We start from the raw sequence: 19,911 nt of genomic DNA on the forward strand, positions 1-19,911 counted from the left end.
TCCTAAAAATCGACGGTTCGTAAATTCACCCAAGACTGTACTCATAAAAAGTAAGTCTCGCTTCTTGTACTACTACTTCTCTGTTTTATGTAAATCTTTCAAAGAACTCTTCCTTCAGTGCTTGTCACCAGTTTTGTGGTGAAAGCGAATGCAAAGGTACGCACTTTTTCGATACCACCAAAGAAAATCCATGTTTTTTTTCATTTTTACGCATCATTTTTCCATTTCTTTTACATCATATTTTTCTACACCTTATTATATATATGCACTCTTAAACTTTTGCCGTACGTTTTGTACATTGGAATAGGTTCGTGAAGTGGCTTAACATTTGGAGGTTAAATAAAAGAAAATTGGAGCAGAAGGAGGCAATGGATAAGTTTTTCTCTTAGGCTGTGTTCGGGATGTGTTCGGGATGTGTTCGGGATACGTGAGAACTTCATTCTTATCAAAAGCGTCTATCGAATTATTGTAATGGTTCCCAAGTAAGTTTGATATAAGTCCGATGCAAGTCCCTTTTTTAGCGAACGATATTGGATCTTAGTGGGGACTATCATGAAAATTAGACTTATATAGTCTTGATAGAATTTAAGTGAAGAAAAACAAAGATCCCACTTTAAAAGGTCAGACCTGTTTTAAAGTGGGATCTATTAGATATTATCTTTTTATTCTCTTTTTCCAAAAATACGGAGAAGATATAAGAAGAGATTAATAAAATCGAGATAGAGTGACAATGCTCCGAGTAGAGCTATTTTTTGCGCTGATTCTCCAGCATCTGGAGCTTGTGCAAGCATTATTTTTATTTTTTGGGAATCGTATGCTACCAATCCTACAAAGATTAATACTCCGGCATAGGTGATGAAGAGTTCTACTCCTGTGCTTTTAAGGAAGAATACGTTTACGAGTGTGGCAATGATTATTCCCACGAGAGCCATCATCGCCAAGCGTCCTATTGATGTAAGATCTTTCTTTGTCGTATAACCAACAACTGCCATGACAGCAAATGCTCCTGCCGTAACCAAGAAAGTAGAAGCAATAGACGATGCTGTATAGATAACGAATATACTAGAGAACATAGCTCCGTTGATAACGGAATATAGTATAAACAAAAGTGTGGCTGATGTAAGCGACAATCTGTTTATGGCAGCACTTACTCCTATAACAATGGCAAGTTGAGCAATTACCATTCCCCACAACAACATTGAGTTGGAATAAATTGTCATGAGTACACCAGGACTTGTAGCTACGGCATATGCTGTGAATCCTGTAATTGCCAAGGCAAAAACCATCCATGTATAGACTTTACGCATCAGAGCAGGAAAGGCCGAAGAAACTTCCCATTGTCGCTGATATGCGACGCGATCATTTTCAAAATAATTGTTATTCATATTCGTTTTGTATTTATTCGTTTGCAAAGTTAGTCATTTTTTTCGCTAATTGCAGCATCAATAATATTAAAAAAAACAAAGGAAGTTGGTAGTTTCTTCATTTTTTTCTACTTTTGCAGTTAAATAATCCATAATTTAATAAAATAATGAAACGATATATTTTTTTTGCGCTGTATTTCATCCTTGCACTGGCTCATGAAGTCAATGCTCAGACCATTAGCTTCCCTCATCCATGGGCGCATAAGCGCGTGGCTTATTTTGGTGATTCAATTACTGACCCCAACAACGATGGTTCTAAATTGAAGTTTTGGAATTTTCTAGAGGACTGGCTCGGTATTACACCTTATATATATGGTGTCAGCGGTCGTCAATGGGACAACATTCCCACCCAAACAGAAAAGTTGCATCAAGAACATGGTGATTCGGTTGACGCCATCATCGTTTTCATCGGTACCAACGACTTCAATGCCGGTGTTCCCATTGGAGAGTGGTATGACATCAAAGAAGAACAAGTCATGGCAGGCATACACGAGCCCAAGCACATGGTAACTCGTAAACGTATGTATCCTATAATGGATAAATCGACCTATCGTGGACGAATAAACATCGCCCTCGACAAATTGAAGCGCACCTACCCTACCAAACAGATAGTATTACTCACTCCAATTCATCGGGCAGGTTTTTATCGTAATGAAAAGAATTGGCAACCTACAGAAGATTATTACAACCTCTGTGGTGAGCCCTTTCAGCGTTATGTAGAATCAGTAAAAGAAGCCGGTAATATCTGGGCCGTTCCTGTTATCGATCTCAACTCACTTTGTGGTCTATTCCCCATGATGGACGAATATACTACATACTTTAAGGACAAGGAGGTTGACAGACTGCATCCCAATGATGCGGGTCATCGTCGAATGGCTCAAACTCTTCTTTACCAACTGAGTACTCTCCCTTGCACATACTAAACAAACAATAATAAACAAGCACAATTCTTTTATGAAAATCGGACTATTCATCCCCTGCTATGTAGATGCCGTTTATCCGGAAGTTGGTGTTGCAACTTACAAACTGTTGCGCCATCTAAATCTGGATGTCACCTATCCACTCAAGCAGACCTGTTGCGGACAGCCCATGGCCAATGCCGGTTTTGAAAACGAAGCCGTTCCTTTAGCCAAAAAGTTTGAAGACAAGTTTAAGGAGTTTGATTACGTCGTAGCTCCCAGTGTATCATGTACCGCGTTCATTAAGCTCAACTACCCAAGGTTGTTGAAAGGAAAGCACGAATGTCAGACGTCTGACAAGATTATGGACGTTGTAGAATTCCTTCACGACGTAGTCAAGGTCAATCAGCCCTTAGGAACATTCCCACACAAGGTAAGCCTCCACAACTCCTGTCATGGTGTACGTGAACTGGGCCTTTCTTCCCCATCAGAAGAGCACGTCGCTCCATTCAACAAAATCAAAGACCTTCTTCAATTAGTACAAGGAATTGATGTTGTAGAGCCTGACCGTCCAGATGAATGTTGTGGCTTCGGAGGAATGTTCTCCGTAGAAGAGACCGCAGTGTCAACGCAAATGGGCATAGACAAAGTTGAACGTCATATTGCGACCGGTGCGAAATATATTACCGGTGCCGACTGTTCTTGTTTGATGCACATGGCCGGAATTGCCCGTAAACAAGGCAAAGACATACAATTCAAACACGTTATTGAGATTCTTGCCTCAGGCCTTTAACAAGACTTTATGTATTCCTATTAAAACGCATGCACTATGAGTACATCACATTCAAAAGCAGCCAAAGAATTCTTAAAAAACCAAGAATATGCAAAGTGGCACGACGCCACATTTTGGTCAGTTCGCACCAAACGCGACAAGATGGCCTATGGACTTGAAGAATGGGAGCAATTACGTGAGAAAGCTTCAGCTATCAAGCGTCACACCTTGACCCATCTTGACGAATATCTAGATCAGTTTGCCACCAATGCTGAGAAGAACGGAGTTATTGTACATTGGGCGAAAGATGCCAATGAATTCAATGAGATCGTCTATGATATCTTGAGCAGCCACCATGTTAAGAAGATGGTGAAATCAAAATCAATGCTCACGGAAGAATGCGAGATGAATCCCTATTTGGAAGCACGTGGCATAGAAGTAGTAGAAACCGACCTTGGTGAGCGCATTATCCAATTGAAAGGTCAGAAGCCGAGTCATATCGTAATGCCCGCTATTCACCTGAATCACAACGACGTAGGTGAATTGTTTGAAGAAAAGCTCAATTCAGAGAAAGGAAACCACGATCCCACGTATCTAACCTATTGTGCCCGATTGAGTTTGCGCAATGAGTTTCTTACTGCAGATGCAGGCATGACAGGTGCCAATTTCGGTATAGCCGAAACTGGTGATATAGTGGTGTGTACCAACGAAGGTAATGCAGACATGTCCACTTCCTGTCCGAAACTACATATTGCCGCAATCGGATTAGAGAAAGTCATCCCCAATTACGATTGTCTTGCCGTTTTCCAGCGCATGCTCTGCCGTGCAGGAACAGGCCAACCCACAACAACATACACTAGCCACTTCCGTAAAGCTCGTCCTACAGCTGACAATATGCACATTATCTTAGTTGATAATGGCCGTTCGGAGTGGATAGGCAATCCTACCCATTGGGAATCTTTGAAATGTATCCGCTGTGGTTCATGTATGAACACCTGCCCTGTTTATCGCCGTAGCGGTGGTTATTCCTACAGTTATTTCATTCCAGGTCCTATAGGAATCAACCTTGGTATGCTTCGTGACAGTAAGAAACATTCAGGCAATGTATCAGCTTGTACGCTCTGCAACAGTTGTCAGTCAGTATGTCCTGTCAAAGTAAACCTTGGAGATCAGATATACCTTTGGCGTCAGCAGTTAGATGAATTCGGCACAGCCAATCCACAGAAGAAGTTAATGTGTAAAGGTATGACTGCACTTTACAACCATTCATGGCTTTACAACCTTGCCACGGGCATGGCCTCATGGGCCAATATTCTTCCATCGTTTGTTCTTAACAATGGTCTGAATCCATGGGCAGAAGGTCATAAAATGATGCAATTTCCCAAGAAGCCTTTCCATGAGTTAATTAAGGAATTAGACAAATAACACCCTATCATACAACAGATTATGAGCAACAAGGAAGATATACTTAAGAAGTATCGTTCAAATATTCATGAACGTTTTGAAATGCCCGATCTAAGTGACATCACGCCCATTACTTATAAAGAACCACTTTCGCAATTTATAGAAATGAGCAAGAATGTTGGTGGCAACATCATAGAAGTAAAAGAGAATCAAGATATTAATGCTCTGGTCAAAGAACTCTATCCTGATGCCAAAGAGATTGCCTCCAACCTCTCCGAGATTACCATCGCCACACGAAATCCCGACACAATAGAGAATGCTCAAGCTCTCAACGGGACTGACGTGGGTATAATACGAGGAATGTTTGGTGTGGCAGAAAACGGATGCATTTGGATTCCTCAGCAAATGAAAGAAAAAGCCGTTTGTTTCATCTCCGAGAATATCGTCATTCTACTTCGTAAGTCTCAGATTGTAAACAACATGCACGAAGCCTACAAGCAGATTGCATTCGACTCGAAATATGATGGTTACGGTACCTTTATTAGCGGTCCATCAAAGACAGCAGATATTGCCCAGGTATTGGTAATGGGAGCTCAAGCAGCACGAAGCGTTACTATTCTTCTGATGCCAGATTGATGTTTGCATCAATGGATACTCCCTCCTAATGAGCTAATGAGGGTCAAAAAAAATCATTCAAGAGGCGGGCAATATGGTCTGCCTCTTTTTCTTTCATCATTGGATAACAAGGCAGACTCAATTCCTGCTGATGAATCAGCTCCGTTATAGGGAATGAACGTTTTAATGCAGGATAACACTTCTGTAGATGTGGGGGAACTGGATAATGGATTACCGTTTCCACATCATGTTCTTTCAGATATGTCTGAAGTTCATATCGTTTTTCACAAAATAGAGGATAGATATGATAGACAGCCCGAGAAGACATTTTTGCTGTTCGAATCAATGGATTGTTAATCAGTTTATCGTAGATGTTAGCAATATTTCGTCTGCTCTGATTATCCGAATCCAACCATGACAGTTTCACATCAAGAACAGCCGCTTGTATTTCATCTATTCTCGAATTTCTTCCACAGCGTTCAAACAAATACTTCTGGGAACTACCATAATTCCCTAATTCTCTGATTATTTCCGTCAATTGTTCGTCATTGGTTGTAACAGCTCCAGCATCACCTAATGCTCCAAGATTTTTTGTTGGATAAAAACTATGTCCTGCTGCATCTCCCAATGCCCCTGTTTTTATACCATTCCATTCACATCCATGAGCCTGCGCATTATCCTCCACTAATTTCAGCTCGTATTTCTTACAGATTTCAGCAATACGTTTACTATAAGCACACGAACCATATAGATGCACGATCATAACGGCACGTGTTCGTCTGGTAATCGCCTTTTCTATCTGACTTTCATCAATTTGCAACGTTTCGAGATTTGGTTCAACAAGAACAGGAACGAGTCGATTCTCTGTAATAGCCAATAAAGAAGCAATATACGTATTGGCAGGTACGATCACCTCGTCTCCTTCGTTTATCACTCCCATTTCTTTATATGCACGAAGAATCAGCCACAAAGCATCAAGTCCATTGCCACAGCCCACACAATATCGCGTTCCAATATAACGGGCATAATGTCTTTCAAAGCGTTCTGTTGCTTTCCCTCGTAGATACCACCCACTCTGTAAAACAGAATCTATGGCATCATGTAATTGCTCTTTTCTATGGTCAGACAATAATTTCAAATCGCAATATTTCATATCAAAGATTCCATTGGTACGTATCATAACAAATGCTTCTCGCCCCAAATCCTTCTTTTTGATAAGCCAAAGAAGCATTCAACAGGCAACTGTCTGTTGCTGTTGATTTTCCGAAATCAAAATAGTGGCATTCTTGCGGAAGATTTTCCAGAAGGAAATCGAAAAGGCAATCAAGTACGTGTAAACGTTTGCCTTCAGCAGAAGCAGATATATACTGCACATGAACTACATTTCGAGTCATGTACAAAACAGTTCCTCCCATGACACGACCATTAATCTCTGCCACAAAAAGTCTGATTTGTTTTGGAAAAAGATGATGAAGCAAATGTATTTCATCTAACGTATGAACAGGAGATACGCCATATTTTGTCTGTAGATTCTCAGTCAGAATATCCCAAAAATCAGAATAGTTTTCCCCCCCACGAATAACACAACCATGTTGAATTGCTTTTTTAGCTCCTTGTTTACGGATATGCCTCCATGGTAGCAAATGATTTGTGCAGGCGACAGCAGCCACATCACGTCCCACGAGTTGAGCTTTACATACATTATACAAAGCATAAAGATCCTCTTCTGCAGCATACTGATGATAGATCCATGGTACTGGTTTATAGAAGACTGTCCTAAATCCTTGGTTTCGCAGGTAATCATTCATTTCTGCAAACAACACAGATATTCTTTCTGCAGTAGCCTTTTCATCCATTATCAATCCACCGTACGTCAATCCATTATGTGAGCAAAGCGTATCTCCGTCTTTGTGGGCAGGTAACAAAGCGACCAGTCTTCCTTCAAGATAAAACATCAATGAGGCATCCTGAAAACGATCAGCATGATAATCCATATAATGTCTGTCGAAAAGGAACGTGGCATTTTTAGAACGCTCCACAAAAGCATTCCATTTTTCGTATTCAGATGAATGGTAAGGAGTTATTTGGAACATTTCACATACTTCAAAAACTCGTTGTAATCTTCAATATAATCTGCGGCATTATAACCTTCTGATGCTAAAACCAAACAAACGGCACCTGGTGAAAATTGATCAAGAGTCACCCATAGTGTCTTATCAATGAACAATCCTTGATAGGGATTATTGAGAAGTATCGTTTTTCGTTCGTAGCCATTATCGAGTGTGACATGACAAGCGCCACTCACAGCAACAAGAAGTTGCTGGAGCCGGCGATGTGCATGTCCTCCCCTACTGCCGTTTTCTGGGACTTCATACAACCAATAAACCCTTTTTATATCAAAGGGCACGTTATCGAAAGCCTCTGCAACGGTGAGGTTTCCCCTTGAATCGGCAATTTTTGGAAGAGTAATCAGTTTAGTGTTCAATTTTTGCATAAGGATCTGTTCCCAGCACAGTCTTTGCCAATCGTTTAGCTTTATTGCGCAAGGCATCAGTATCGGCATCAGTATCACCATAGCATAGGACCACACCCATGCGTCTTCCCGGATGAGCTTCTGGTTTTCCGAAGATACGCACTCGTGTGCATTCCTCTTTTAGTGCATCGACGAGGTTGTAATCAAGTGGACCTTTCTTTTCTACAGGCGAAAGGACTACCGCAGAAGCGCCTGCATGTTCCAGTCTAATATCGGCGATAGGCAAGCCCATGATAGCTCTGAAATGAAGTTCAAACTCCGATAGGTTTGTTGTATGTCCGAGAGTTACCATTCCCGTGTCATGTGGGCGAGGGCTCAATTCAGAGAAAATGACTTCTCCTTGTTTGGTCAGGAAGAATTCGACGCCCCATATTCCGTATCCTGTCAGCGCTTTAGTCACTTGGTCAGCCATATGCTGAGCTTGTGCAAGAGCCTGTTCTGATATTTTATAGGGTTGCCATGACTCGCGATAATCTCCGCTCTTTTGTACGTGTCCGATAGGTGGGCAGAATATTGTTGGAGCGTTTTTCTGTGTCACAGTAAGAAGAGTGAATTCAGATTCAAAATCAATAAATTCCTCAATAATCACCTCTTTTACATCTCCACGACTACCTTCCATAGCATCTTTAAAAGCCTGTTCAAGTTCGTCATCATTGTGTACATAGCTTTGTCCATGTCCAGAAGATGACATTAGTGGTTTTACCACACATGGGAATCCGATTTCGTCTGCAGCTTTTTTAAATTCATCAAATGTTTTAGCGTAAAAATACTTGGCAGTACGAAGACCCAATTCGCGTGAGGCCAGATCGCGGATAGCGCGTCTGTTCATAGTAAAATTCACGGCGCGAGCAGAAGGTACAACTTGAATGCCTTGTTTTTCAAAATCAAAAAGACGTTCTGTACGGATTGCTTCAATCTCAGGAACGATAAGATCTGGTTTATGCTTATTGACGACAGCCGTAAGGGCATCACCATCCAGCATAGAGAAAATCTCTCGCTCATCTGCCACTTGCATGGCAGGAGCATTGTCATAACGATCGCATGCCACCACGTAGGCACCTGCACGCTTTGCGGCAATTACGAACTCTTTACCAAGTTCTCCGCTTCCAAGTAGTAATACTTTCTTCATTAATAATGTTACTGTTAAAATTATGATTGTTGTGAATACATATTGTCATAGTATTTCTGATAGTCTCCCGAGGTCACATTATCGAGCCAGTCCTGATTGTCGAGATACCAGCGTACCGTTTTCTCTATACCCTCTTCAAACTGTAATGAAGGTTCCCATCCGAGTTCTTTCTGCAATTTTGTAGAGTCAATAGCATAGCGCAGGTCATGTCCAGCTCGGTCTGTTACGAAAGTAATGAGATCCATATCTTCTCCTTCTTTACGTCCGAGCAATCTGTCAACGGTTTTAATCACCACCTTGATAATATCGATATTCTTCCACTCGTTAAATCCTCCGATATTATAGGTATCAGCTATTTTTCCTTTATGGAAGATCAGATCAATAGCTTTTGCATGATCTTCCACGAAGAGCCAATCGCGTACATTTTCACCTTTTCCATATACGGGCAATGGTTTGCGATGACGTATATTGTTAATAAACAAAGGAATCAACTTCTCCGGGAACTGATAGGGTCCGTAGTTATTAGAACAGTTTGTCACCACTATAGGCATTCCGTATGTATCGTGGAAAGCTCTAACGAAATGGTCAGAACTTGCCTTCGATGCAGAATATGGAGAGTGTGGGTTATACTTTGTTGTTTCGAGGAAGAACTGTTCTCCGTAAGCCAGATGGTGCTGTGCAGACGAAGCTGTTGTAGTATATGGTGGTTTGATACCCTCTGGATGTGTCAGTTCAAGAGCTCCATACACTTCGTCGGTAGAAATGTGATAGAATCGTTTTCCTTCATATTTTTCGGGCAATGACTCCCAATAGAGTTTTGCAGCCTGAAGTAGCGCGAGTGTTCCCATCACATTGGTTTGTGCAAATGTAAATGGGTCTTTGATAGAGCGATCCACGTGACTTTCTGCGGCAAGATGAATGATGCCATCGACATGCTTTTCTTGCATGAGTTTATAGAAGGCGTCGAAGTCGCAGATGTCCATTTTCACAAACTCATAGTTAGGTTTATCTTCCACATCTTTAAGATTGGCCAGATTACCTGCATAAGTGAGTTTATCGAGGTTGATGATGTGATACTCAGGATACTTGTTCACGAACAGGCGCACTACATGGCTTCCTATAAAGCCTGCGCCACCAGTAATGACGATTGTTTTCATATCTATCTGCTTCCTATGGTTTATAAATGATGACCAAGAGTGATGACCTCACAGTCTTTAAATTCATTTTTATCTATGGTCAGTCTGACCAGTGTGCGTTCCTTGTGCCAACCTTGTTGTCCGGCAGCACCAGGATTGATGTGTAAGAGACGAAGTGTCTTATCGTATTTCACTTTAAGGATGTGTGAATGTCCACTGATAAACAATTGTGGCGGTGAGGCATAGATTTGTCCTCTTATGCTGGCATCATAGTTGCCAGGATACCCACCTATATGTTTCATAAGCACTTCCACATCTTCACATTTCCATCTCAGCACTTCAGGGTACATCAGTCTTAGGTCTCCTCCGTCGCAGTTTCCGCAAACAGCCCGTAACGGTCTGAAAGCCGCTAATTTTTCTGCCACTTCTACCGAGCCAATATCTCCAGCGTGCCATATTTCGTCACACTCTTCGAAATAGGTAAGATATTTATCATCCCAATAAGAATGTGTGTCACTGATGATTCCGATTCTCTTCATATTTCTTTTTGTTTCAATCGAGGTCGAGATATTTTCTTATGAAGTCAGCAATGATGTGTTCCGTTGCTTGCAATCCAAGTTTTGAAGAGTCGATACAGAAATCGTAAGACGAAGCATGTCCCCATTTCTTTCCGGTATAATAATTATAGTATGCAGCACGTTTTGACTCACCGTTTTCAATGAATTTTCGTGCTTCCTCCCTTCCTATATTTTGTTTATGCATCACTTGGTCTATGCGAAAATCCATATCTGCAGTAACAAACACGTTGACGACATTAGGGTAATCACGCAGCACATAGTCAGCACATCTTCCAACAAAGACGCACGAAGACTCTTGTGCTGCCTTTCTTATAGCATCGCTTTGAAATTTGAAGAGATTCTCTTGCGAGAAGTCGTTGCTGTACATGTTATTATCCCCCATGTGAGGTGCATGCAGATGAAAGAGTGTTCGCAGAAATCCACGTTGTTCATCATTCTGTTCGAAGAATTTTTCGCAGAATCCACTTTCCTTGGCAGCCAGGTTAAGTAATTCTTTATCGTAGTATTTCGCATTGAAATCCATGGCGAGCATACGTGCGATGTCGTGTCCGCCACTACCGAGTTGTCGGCCTACGTTGATGATGATTTTATTGTTGAGCATTTGTTCTAAGTTTTTTCTTATAGGTTTCCATTGTCACCCACGTCACAATAAATGCAATTCCATCACTAGCAGGTAGTGCAGCCCATACTCCGTCTATTTTAAATATCGGTGGTAGGATAATGAGTAGTGGCACGAGGAATAGCATTTGTCTCGACAAGGAGAGAAGCATGCTGATTTTTGCTTTTCCTATCGATTGGAAGAAACAGGTGACCACCATCTGGTATCCTATCAAGGGGAATAGGAGCATATTAACCCTAATAGCTTGTATGGAATGATTGATGAGTGTTTGGTCAGAAGTAAAGAGTCTGGCGCAATAGTATGGCAACAGTTGTCCTGTAACCCATCCTGCCACAACCACTACTGTTGCAGCAAGCATTGCCAATCTTACTACGTGTATGAGTCTGCTATGGAGTTGTGCACCATAATTATATCCAGCAATGGGCTGCAATCCCTGCTTGATTCCCATAACAATCATCACAAAGATAAAGGCAATTCTATTAGCGATTCCATAGGCTCCAACGGCCATATCCCCACCGTAGCGTACCAATGCTGTATTGATGAAGATAACCACAATACAAGCACAAGCATTCATGGAGAAAGGAGAAATACCAATAGCCAGAATATTCTTGATGATATCCGCTCTCAACCGATATGTTCCCTTTTTAAAATGGAGCATTTCTTTAGGATTGGAGAAGATGGACAGTTGCCAACATAGTGCCAGCATCTGTGCAAGAATCGTAGCCAATGCTGCTCCTCGTATGCCCATATCAAATACCCAGATGAATATGGGGTCCAGAATCGTGTTGATAACAACCGTAAATATGGTTGCATACATGGCATGTTTGGGTTTCGAAGCTGCCCTCAGCAAGGCATTAAGTCCAAAATACAGATGCGTTGCCACATTTCCCACTAAGATAATCTGCATATATTCACGTGCATATCCTATGGTGTTCTCTGTTGCACCGAAGAAATAAAGGATAGGGTCAAGGAACAAAAGGCATACGGCTCCGAATAGGATACCCGTAATAATTTTCAGAACGATAGCATTTCCCAAAAGCAGCTCTGCGGTCTTATAGTCTTTCTGTCCAAGTTTCACAGAGAGATAGGTGGACGCTCCCACACCAATGGCAGCTCCTACAGCTCCCGACAGGTTCATAAAAGGAAATGTGATTGCCAATCCCGAAATAGCCATAGCTCCTACACCTTGTCCTATGAATATGGAGTCAACCATATTGTAGAGACTGGAGGCGGTCATTGCCACAATGGCAGGTAGCGCATATTGCATAAGCAATTGTCCTACAGGTTTGGTTCCAAGTTCAAGGGTCGCTTGTCTATTATCCATTCGTTTATATTTTGTGCAAAGATAGTGCAATTCGAGCAGAATACCAAATTTTGGAGCAGCGAAAGCAGAGTAACAATACATTTTTACTCTGTTGAGTCGCGACATAATAAGCCAAAGGCAAATTTTGGAGCAGCGAAAGCAGAGTAACAATACATTTTTACTCTGTTGAGTCGCGACATAATTAGCCAAAGGCAAATTTTGGAGCAGCGAAAGCAGAGTAACAATACATTTTTACCTGTTGAGTCGCGACATAATAAGCCAAAGGCAAATTTTGGAGCAGCGAAAACAGAGGGAAAATACATTTTTTAAGTTTTGTGAACAAACATCTGTCTTGCTTATTCTCTACGAACACCTGCATCCCGAACACATCCCGAACACATCCCGAACACATCCCGAAAGCAATAAGACTGCCCAAAAGCCACTCTAAAGTATAATATCCATTCCCACTTAAGAAAGAGCAATTCATTTTTTTTACTATGTCGAAAAGCGACAAAACAATCCAAAGGCAACCAACAAGCGACGTCTTCAACGGAAAAACGAACATTTTTTTGGCAGTTTCCCCATTTCTTCGTAACTTCGCAACCTAAAAGAAAATAGGATTGAAACATGCGAATCACTCTGTTGACATTGTTAACGGTAATATGTTGCATCACCACAACGGCAGCAACAACACAGGCTAGCGCCAAGCGGGTCAGAAACAAGGTGTGTCCGGCTTATATATACCGTATCACGTTGACAGACAAAAACAAATCACCCTACTCCATCGACCATCCGTCACGTTTTCTTTCCCGTCGAAGCATTGAACGCCGTAAGCGCCAAGGACTTGCCATCGATTCTACCGATCTTCCAGTCAGTCCACATTATATTAGAGCAATCGAAAACCGCCAGACCGCCGTTATCGGACAAAGCCGATGGAACAACACCGTTCTTGTTGAAATGCACGACACTTCCGACATCCAGCGCATCCGCCATCTTCCCTTTGTCAGCAATTGCCGAAACGTATGGCAAGCCCCCGACTCCATCGAGCCGACTGCCATCCGAACAAAATTCCACGATTCTTTTCTACCTAACGACTCTATTCCCGACACCATGTACGGTCGCGCAGCAGATCAGATTCAGACCACCAACGGCCAAAGACTTCACGACATCGGCTATCGTGGTGAAGGACTGACGATTGCAGTCTTAGACGGAGGATTCAAAAACGTCAATCGCATACCTGCCTTCTCGAAGGTTGACATCAAAGGCACACGTGATTTCGTATTTCCAAACTCACCGTCGGTCTTCTATGAGACTGACCACGGCACACGCGTTCTATCCACCATGGCCATCAATACACCTTATTATTATATAGGAACAGCCCCTCAGGCTTCTTATTGGCTTCTGCGCTGCGAAGACCCGCAGTCAGAACAAGAAGTAGAGGAAGACTATTGGGCAATGGCAGTAGAATTTGCCGATTCGGTAGGATGCGATCTCATCAACTCATCCCTTGGCTATCATCAATACGACCACGGTATCGGGTCACATCAACTCTGGCAACTCGACGGCCACTCAACATTCATCAGCCGTACTGCATCAATGGTCATCGGAAAAGGTATTATCCTTGTCAATTCATCGGGCAATACGGGTATGGGAGGCTGGAAGAAACTTACCTTTCCTGCTGATGCTGAGGACTGTCTCACCGTAGGCGCTGTTACGGAGGAACTCGGAAACGCTCCTTTCAGCGCAGTAGGTCCCACACAAGACGGACGCATCAAACCAGATGTTGTGGCCATCGGAAGTCCCGCAACCATTGTTACAGGACGTGGAACCATTGCCCAGGATATGGGCACCTCCTTTGCCTCACCCATCATTTGCGGCCTGACCGCCTGTTTGTGGCAAGCCTTACCGAAACTGACCGCGAGGCAGATTATACAACTCATTCGTCAGACCAGTCGCAATAGCGAACACCCCGACAACATCACCGGCTACGGACTTCCAAACTTTTGGCGAGCCTATATGGTAGGGCGCATCCAACAGAAATCTGATCAGCCATCCCAAACGGAATAGAATTATGGAGCAAAGCCACCATTTCTCACTATATGCACTCAACGCATTAGTCCACGAAGCCGTCAGCAACGCCTTACCCGATGAGTATTGGGTAGAGGCAGAATTGGCAGAATGTCGTGAGCGCAATGGACATTGCTATATGGAACTGGTAGAAAAAGACGAGCGCTCCAATTCGCCCATTGCCAAAGCATCTGCCAAATGTTGGCGACAGACCTGGACACTACTCCATGCTACGTTTCTTCGAGCCACAGGACAACCGTTACGCGCTGGCATGAAAGTGCTGTTGCGAGTCTATCCACAATTCCACGAAGCCTATGGCTTTTCCTGGATTGTCAGCGATATTGACCCTACCTACACCATCGGAGATTTAGCACGTCGCCGACAAGAAATTATCAAGACATTGAAAGCCCAAGGAGTTTTCGACCTCCAACGCGAACTACGTCTGTCTCCCTTTGCTCAGCGCATTGCCGTTATCTCGGCAGAATCGGCAGCAGGCTACGGAGACTTCTGTCGGCAATTGCTCGACAACGAATACAACCTTCAATTCCACACCGAGCTCTTCCCTGCCATCATGCAAGGCGAACGCGTAGAACAAAGTGTCATCCAGGCACTCAACCTCATCAATAACCGTATCGACGACTTCGATGCGGTAGTCATCATCCGCGGTGGAGGAGCTACCAGCGACATGAGCGGTTTCGACACCCTTCCGTTGGCAGAGAACGTTGCCAACTTCCCGTTGCCCATCATCACAGGTATCGGTCACGACCGCGACGAATGTGTGCTCGACATGGTGAGCCATACCAGAGTAAAGACTCCAACAGCCGCAGCCACACTACTGATAACCCACCTTTGCAACACCTTACAACAGGTGGCTGATGCAGAAAATGTCATTGCACATTATGCACTAGACCGACTGCAGCTCCATCGACTGCAACTGGAACATATCACCACGCTTCTACCTCATCTGGCGCAACGCCTTATGACAGAAGCATACCACAGCCTGGAGCGCATCCAACTCAAACTGGAAGGCTACGACCCACAGTTACTTCTCCAACGCGGTTACAGTATCACGCTCCACAACGGACAGATTGTCAAGAGCCCCCAAGACGTTAAATCCGGTGACGAGATAGAGACACGACTGAAACAAGGAACCATCAAATCCATCATACAATGAAACATCCCCAAAAATACGAAGAAGCCTTTGCACGGCTTCAGGAAATCGTCTGTAAAATGGAGGGCGGCCAACTGGACATCGACCAGATTACCGCCCACATGAAAGAAGCCCAAGAACTCATCACGCTTTGCAAGAAACGGCTCACCGAAACGGAAAAGGAGATAGATAAACTCACCCAAGCCGAGAAATAATCGATAAAGATGAGCATTTTGAGCAACAAAAGCATCGAAATTATTGCAAAACTTAACAAAAATGCTTAAATTTGCAAGCACAACTGTCAAACATATAAAGATATGAAACAATTAGATTGGGCTAATCTGCCTTTCGGTTACATCAAGACCGACTACAATGTACGCTGTTACTATCGTGACGGTAAGTGGGGCGAAATAGAGGTTTGCTCCGACGAGTATCTCAACCTGCACATGGCTGCCACCTGTCTGCACTACGGACAAGAGGCCTTTGAAGGTCTGAAGGCTTACCGCTGTCCAGACGGAAAGGTACGCATCTTCCGTGTGAAGGACAATGCCGAGCGTCTGCAGAGCACTTGTCGCGGTATTCTCATGCCCGAACTTCCCACCGAACTCTTCACCGAAATGGTCAAAAAGGTGGTACGTCTCAATCAGGAATGGATTCCTACCTATGAGAGTGGCGCAACACTCTACATCCGTCCATTGCTCATCGGTACCAGTGCACAGGTTGGTGTACATCCTTCAAAAGAATACTGTTTCCTGATTTTCGTAACTCCCGTAGGCCCATATTTCAAGGGTGGTTTCTCTGCCAACCCCTACGTCATTATACGCGACTACGACCGTTCTGCTCCTCTTGGCACAGGAAAATACAAGGTGGGTGGCAACTATGCTGCATCCCTCTTTGCCAACAATCTGGCACACGAGAAGGGTTACGCCTGCGAATTCTATCTCGATGCTAAAGAGAAGAAATACATTGACGAGTGTGGTGCCGCCAACTTCTTCGGCATCAAGAACAACACCTACGTCACTCCGAAGTCAACCTCTATTCTTCCCTCTATCACCAACCGTTCACTCATGCAGTTGGCCGAGGATTTAGGCATGAAGGTTGAGCGCCGTCAGATTCCCGAAGAGGAGTTGGAGACATTCGAAGAGGCAGGTGCTTGTGGAACAGCAGCAGTTATCAGTCCCATCAGCCATATTGATGACCTCGACACAGGCAAGGTTTATTCCTTCGGCGACAAACCAGGTCCTTGGTCTGAGAAACTCTTCAACCATCTGCGCGACATCCAGTATGGTATTGCAGAAGACAAGCACGGATGGACTACTGTAGTCATCGAATAATATCATTCACGCTAAAGTCTGCTTAGGCAGCACTTCAGCTGAAAGGATGTTTATTACATCCATCCTTGTTCATAAAATCTCCGTCGGGCCGTGAACATTCTCGGCCCGACATTATCATAAAACATAACACAAAGAAAAAAAATGGGATACATCGTAAATTGTAAAGAGAGAGCCATTAGCAGTCTTGAACACAAATGGGGCGAGAGCGCCATTCTTGTCCTCATATATCTCCTTATCGGTGGTACTGTAAGCTGTGGCACAGGATTGCTGATGCCTACTACATCAGAAATAACATCATCGCTTACCAGCAACATCTTTTCTCTTTTACTCATCCCTATGTCATGGGGCGTGACCATCACCTTTTTGGAAGTATCACGTGACATGAAAGTAAACTACGGAAACCTGACTAAGGGTTATCACGATTTCACACGCATCTTCTTGACAATACTCCTCAAAGGTATCTATACCTTATTATGGTCTTTGTTGCTTATCATACCAGGCATCGTCAAGAGCTACTCCTATGCCATGACCGAATTTGTCCTTGTCGACCGTCCTGACTTGGCTTACAACGAGGCCATTGAGGAAAGCATGCGACTGATGCAAGGCAACAAATGGCGCCTCTTCGTACTCGACCTGAGTTTCCTTGGATGGGCATTGCTCTGCATCCTCACCTTGGGAATCGGTTATCTCTTCTTAGCTCCATACATGGAAGTGGCACATGCCCATTTCTATGCCGACCTGAAAGCCGACGACCAAGAGTTTTCAGATGATACCATTACCATCGAAACAATATAATCCATACTACATGGGAAAAGGAAAACTACAGAAATTTGCAGAAATGGAGACGTTCAGCAACGTCTTCCAATATCCATTCTCAGTCATCGAGAATGTACCTTTCGAAATGAAGGGACATTGGCGCGAACAATATTTTCATAACGACAATCCCATCGTCCTCGAACTGGGTTGCGGTAAGGGTGAATATACCGTAGAACTGGCACGCCTCTACCCACAGGTCAACTTCATCGGTGTTGACATCAAAGGAGCACGCATGCATAAAGGAGCAAAAGAAGCACTTACAGCAGGGCTGTCCAACGTGGCCTTCCTACGCACCAATATCGAGATCATCGACCGTTTCTTTGCCAAAGACGAGGTTCAGGAGATCTGGCTTACCTTCAGCGACCCCCAGATGAAAAATCCACGCAAACGGCTCACCAGTACTTATTTCATGAACCGCTACCGCCATTTTCTCGTTGACGGAGGTCTCATCCACTTGAAGACCGACTCCAACTTCCTCTTCACCTATACCACCTACATGGTCGAGGCAAACCGTCTGCCCCTGCTCTTCCGCACCGAAGATCTCTATCATACCGACGGTATCGATGAGGAGACTCGCAAAATTCTGTCCATCCAGACTTTCTACGAAGCACAATGGATTGCCCGTGGCCTCAATATCCGCTACATGAAGTTCCATCTTCCTCAGCAAGGCGAACTCGTGGAGCCCGATGTTGAAATACCATTAGACGACTACCGTTCTTTCCACCGCGATAAGCGCAGCAGTTTGGAAACAAGCAAATAAATGACAATAGGATTTCTATGCCATTAGCCACAAGGTAAGTCAATCACAGCAAAGACAAAGAAAATCGACGTTTTTCTTTGTAGTTCAGTTGGTTTACAGTACCTTTGCACTTTGAAACGAAAAAAAGAAAACAATGCCAGAAATATCAGTTCGCGGACTGGAGATGCCCGAGTCACCTATCAGAAAACTCGCTCCATTGGCCGCAGCAGCAAAAAAACGGGGAACCAAGGTCTATCACCTCAACATCGGACAGCCTGACCTGCCTACACCGCAGGTAGGACTCGACGCATTGAAGAAAGTGGATAGAAGCATTCTCGAATACTCACCATCTCAGGGTTACCTCAGTTATCGCGAGAAATTGGTGGGCTATTATGCCAAATACCACATCAACGTATCGGCAGACGACATCATCATCACCTCTGGCGGTTCCGAAGCTGTTTTGTTTGCATTCATGTCGTGCCTCAATCCTGGCGACGAGATTATCGTACCCGAACCGGCTTATGCCAACTATATGGCGTTTGCCATTTCTGCCGGTGCAAAGATTCGCACCATCGCCACAACGATCGAGGAAGGTTTCTCCTTGCCTAAGGTAGAGAAATTTGAAGAACTCATCAACGACCGCACACGCGCCATCATGATTTGCAATCCCAACAACCCGACGGGTTATCTTTATACACGTCGTGAGATGCAGCAAATCCGTGACCTTGTGAAGAAATACGACCTCTATCTCTTTTCCGATGAGGTTTATCGTGAATATATTTATACCGGTTCACCCTATATTTCCGCTTGCCATCTTGAGGGCATCGAGCAGAATGTCATCCTCATCGACTCGGTTTCTAAACGCTATTCAGAATGTGGTATTCGCATCGGTGCGCTCATCACCAAAAATGCAGAAGTGCGCAAGGCAGTCATGAAGTTCTGTCAGGCACGCCTCTCTCCTCCTCTCATCGGACAGATTGTGGCAGAGGCTTCACTCGATGCTCCTGAAGAGTACTACCGCGATGTCTATGACGAATATGTCGAACGACGTAAGTGTCTGATTGACGGACTCAACCGCATTCCTGGTGTCTATTCGCCCATCCCCATGGGAGCTTTCTATACCGTAGCAAAGCTCCCCGTTGACAATGCAGAAGAATTTTGCCGTTGGTGTTTGGAAGAGTTCACCTACGAAGGTGAAACTGTGATGATGGCTCCTGCCGCTGGTTTCTACACCACGCCTGGTGCTGGCATCAATCAGGTGCGTATTGCCTACGTGCTGAAGAAAGAAGACCTTGAGCGAGCGCTCCTCGTATTGCGTAAGGCATTGGAGGCTTACCCTGGTCGCGTTGATGAACAGTAATATTCGGTCTGCCACCATTTAAGGTATTTGGAT

The 19,911-nt window shown here is 43.9% G+C and carries 20 protein-coding genes; 11 read left to right on the plus strand and 9 right to left on the minus strand.

Features of this window, described 5'->3' with window-relative positions:
- Nucleotides 1–662: 662 nt before the first annotated feature.
- Nucleotides 663–1,385 (minus strand): Bax inhibitor-1/YccA family protein, encoded by a 723-nt coding sequence (locus tag CIK90_RS00005; RefSeq protein ID WP_094464001.1) that lies wholly within the window; start codon nucleotides 1,383–1,385, stop codon nucleotides 663–665.
- A 146-nt stretch (nucleotides 1,386–1,531) separates the two neighbouring features.
- On the opposite strand from CIK90_RS00005, the gene CIK90_RS00010 reads away from it, so the two are divergent.
- From CIK90_RS00010 to CIK90_RS00025, 4 genes are read left to right on the plus strand one after another with little or no spacing between them, the layout of a single operon-like run.
- Nucleotides 1,532–2,347 carry an SGNH/GDSL hydrolase family protein gene (locus CIK90_RS00010; protein WP_094389462.1) on the plus strand — a complete coding sequence of 272 codons (816 nt, stop codon included), beginning with the start codon at nucleotides 1,532–1,534 and terminating at the stop codon, nucleotides 2,345–2,347.
- Nucleotides 2,348–2,378: 31 nt separating this feature from the next.
- The gene (locus CIK90_RS00015; protein ID WP_094439241.1) at nucleotides 2,379–3,116 is read left to right on the plus strand and encodes a (Fe-S)-binding protein; all 738 of its coding nucleotides are present in this window, start codon (nucleotides 2,379–2,381) and stop codon (nucleotides 3,114–3,116) included.
- Nucleotides 3,117–3,152: 36 nt separating this feature from the next.
- A complete protein-coding gene (locus tag CIK90_RS00020; RefSeq protein WP_094389460.1) occupies nucleotides 3,153–4,520 on the plus strand; it encodes a lactate utilization protein B in 1,368 nt (455 codons plus the stop codon).
- 21 nt (nucleotides 4,521–4,541) lie between these two features.
- Nucleotides 4,542–5,135: an LUD domain-containing protein gene (locus CIK90_RS00025; RefSeq protein ID WP_094389459.1), complete on the plus strand. Its 594-nt coding sequence runs from the start codon at nucleotides 4,542–4,544 to the stop codon at nucleotides 5,133–5,135.
- Between the two features lie 43 nt (nucleotides 5,136–5,178).
- On the opposite strand, the gene CIK90_RS00030 is transcribed toward CIK90_RS00025, so the two are convergent.
- The 8 genes from CIK90_RS00030 to CIK90_RS00065 are packed head-to-tail and all read right to left on the minus strand — an operon-like array spanning nucleotide 5,179 to nucleotide 12,433.
- Nucleotides 5,179–6,294, minus strand: coding sequence for a DegT/DnrJ/EryC1/StrS aminotransferase family protein (locus tag CIK90_RS00030; protein WP_094464002.1), 1,116 nt, complete (start codon nucleotides 6,292–6,294; stop codon nucleotides 5,179–5,181).
- Entirely contained in the window at nucleotides 6,269–7,207 is a 939-nt protein-coding gene (locus CIK90_RS00035) for a GNAT family N-acetyltransferase (protein WP_094464003.1), read from the minus strand. The genes CIK90_RS00030 and CIK90_RS00035 overlap by 26 nt, the downstream gene beginning before the upstream one ends.
- A complete protein-coding gene (locus CIK90_RS00040) occupies nucleotides 7,195–7,608 on the minus strand; it encodes an FdtA/QdtA family cupin domain-containing protein (RefSeq protein WP_094464004.1) in 414 nt (137 codons plus the stop codon). The genes CIK90_RS00035 and CIK90_RS00040 overlap by 13 nt, the downstream gene beginning before the upstream one ends.
- Nucleotides 7,589–8,776: a formate-dependent phosphoribosylglycinamide formyltransferase gene (gene purT, locus CIK90_RS00045; protein ID WP_094464005.1), complete on the minus strand. Its 1,188-nt coding sequence runs from the start codon at nucleotides 8,774–8,776 to the stop codon at nucleotides 7,589–7,591. Before purT ends, CIK90_RS00040 begins: the two co-directional genes overlap by 20 nt.
- Before the next feature lie 20 nt (nucleotides 8,777–8,796).
- Nucleotides 8,797–9,933 (minus strand): dTDP-glucose 4,6-dehydratase, encoded by a 1,137-nt coding sequence (locus tag CIK90_RS00050; protein WP_094389455.1) that lies wholly within the window; start codon nucleotides 9,931–9,933, stop codon nucleotides 8,797–8,799.
- 20 nt (nucleotides 9,934–9,953) lie between these two features.
- The gene (locus CIK90_RS00055; RefSeq protein ID WP_094389454.1) at nucleotides 9,954–10,451 is read right to left on the minus strand and encodes a metallophosphoesterase; all 498 of its coding nucleotides are present in this window, start codon (nucleotides 10,449–10,451) and stop codon (nucleotides 9,954–9,956) included.
- A gap of 13 nt (nucleotides 10,452–10,464) precedes the next feature.
- On the minus strand, nucleotides 10,465–11,091 hold the full coding sequence (locus CIK90_RS00060; protein WP_094464006.1) for an AAA family ATPase: 627 nt from the start codon (nucleotides 11,089–11,091) through the stop codon (nucleotides 10,465–10,467).
- A complete protein-coding gene (locus CIK90_RS00065) occupies nucleotides 11,078–12,433 on the minus strand; it encodes an MATE family efflux transporter (RefSeq protein WP_094464007.1) in 1,356 nt (451 codons plus the stop codon). Before CIK90_RS00065 ends, CIK90_RS00060 begins: the two co-directional genes overlap by 14 nt.
- Nucleotides 12,434–13,039: 606 nt before the next feature.
- On the opposite strand from CIK90_RS00065, the gene CIK90_RS00075 reads away from it, so the two are divergent.
- From CIK90_RS00075 to CIK90_RS00105, 7 genes are all read left to right on the plus strand, one after another.
- Nucleotides 13,040–14,479 carry a S8 family serine peptidase gene (locus CIK90_RS00075; RefSeq protein ID WP_094464009.1) on the plus strand — a complete coding sequence of 480 codons (1,440 nt, stop codon included), beginning with the start codon at nucleotides 13,040–13,042 and terminating at the stop codon, nucleotides 14,477–14,479.
- A 4-nt stretch (nucleotides 14,480–14,483) separates the two neighbouring features.
- Nucleotides 14,484–15,653: an exodeoxyribonuclease VII large subunit gene (gene xseA / locus CIK90_RS00080; protein WP_094464010.1), complete on the plus strand. Its 1,170-nt coding sequence runs from the start codon at nucleotides 14,484–14,486 to the stop codon at nucleotides 15,651–15,653.
- Nucleotides 15,650–15,844: an exodeoxyribonuclease VII small subunit gene (xseB, locus tag CIK90_RS00085; RefSeq protein WP_094464011.1), complete on the plus strand. Its 195-nt coding sequence runs from the start codon at nucleotides 15,650–15,652 to the stop codon at nucleotides 15,842–15,844. Before xseA ends, xseB begins: the two co-directional genes overlap by 4 nt.
- 69 nt (nucleotides 15,845–15,913) lie before the next feature.
- Nucleotides 15,914–16,963, plus strand: coding sequence for a branched-chain amino acid aminotransferase (locus CIK90_RS00090; protein ID WP_256387341.1), 1,050 nt, complete (start codon nucleotides 15,914–15,916; stop codon nucleotides 16,961–16,963).
- 141 nt (nucleotides 16,964–17,104) lie between these two features.
- Nucleotides 17,105–17,758: a DUF975 family protein gene (locus CIK90_RS00095; protein ID WP_094439229.1), complete on the plus strand. Its 654-nt coding sequence runs from the start codon at nucleotides 17,105–17,107 to the stop codon at nucleotides 17,756–17,758.
- Between the two features lie 10 nt (nucleotides 17,759–17,768).
- A complete protein-coding gene (gene trmB / locus CIK90_RS00100) occupies nucleotides 17,769–18,539 on the plus strand; it encodes a tRNA (guanosine(46)-N7)-methyltransferase TrmB (RefSeq protein WP_094389467.1) in 771 nt (256 codons plus the stop codon).
- Between the two features lie 133 nt (nucleotides 18,540–18,672).
- Nucleotides 18,673–19,878: a pyridoxal phosphate-dependent aminotransferase gene (locus CIK90_RS00105; RefSeq protein ID WP_094436037.1), complete on the plus strand. Its 1,206-nt coding sequence runs from the start codon at nucleotides 18,673–18,675 to the stop codon at nucleotides 19,876–19,878.
- Nucleotides 19,879–19,911 lie beyond the last annotated feature (33 nt).

The organism is Prevotella sp. P5-126, from assembly GCF_002251185.1.
In the GTDB taxonomy this organism is placed as follows: domain Bacteria; phylum Bacteroidota; class Bacteroidia; order Bacteroidales; family Bacteroidaceae; genus Prevotella.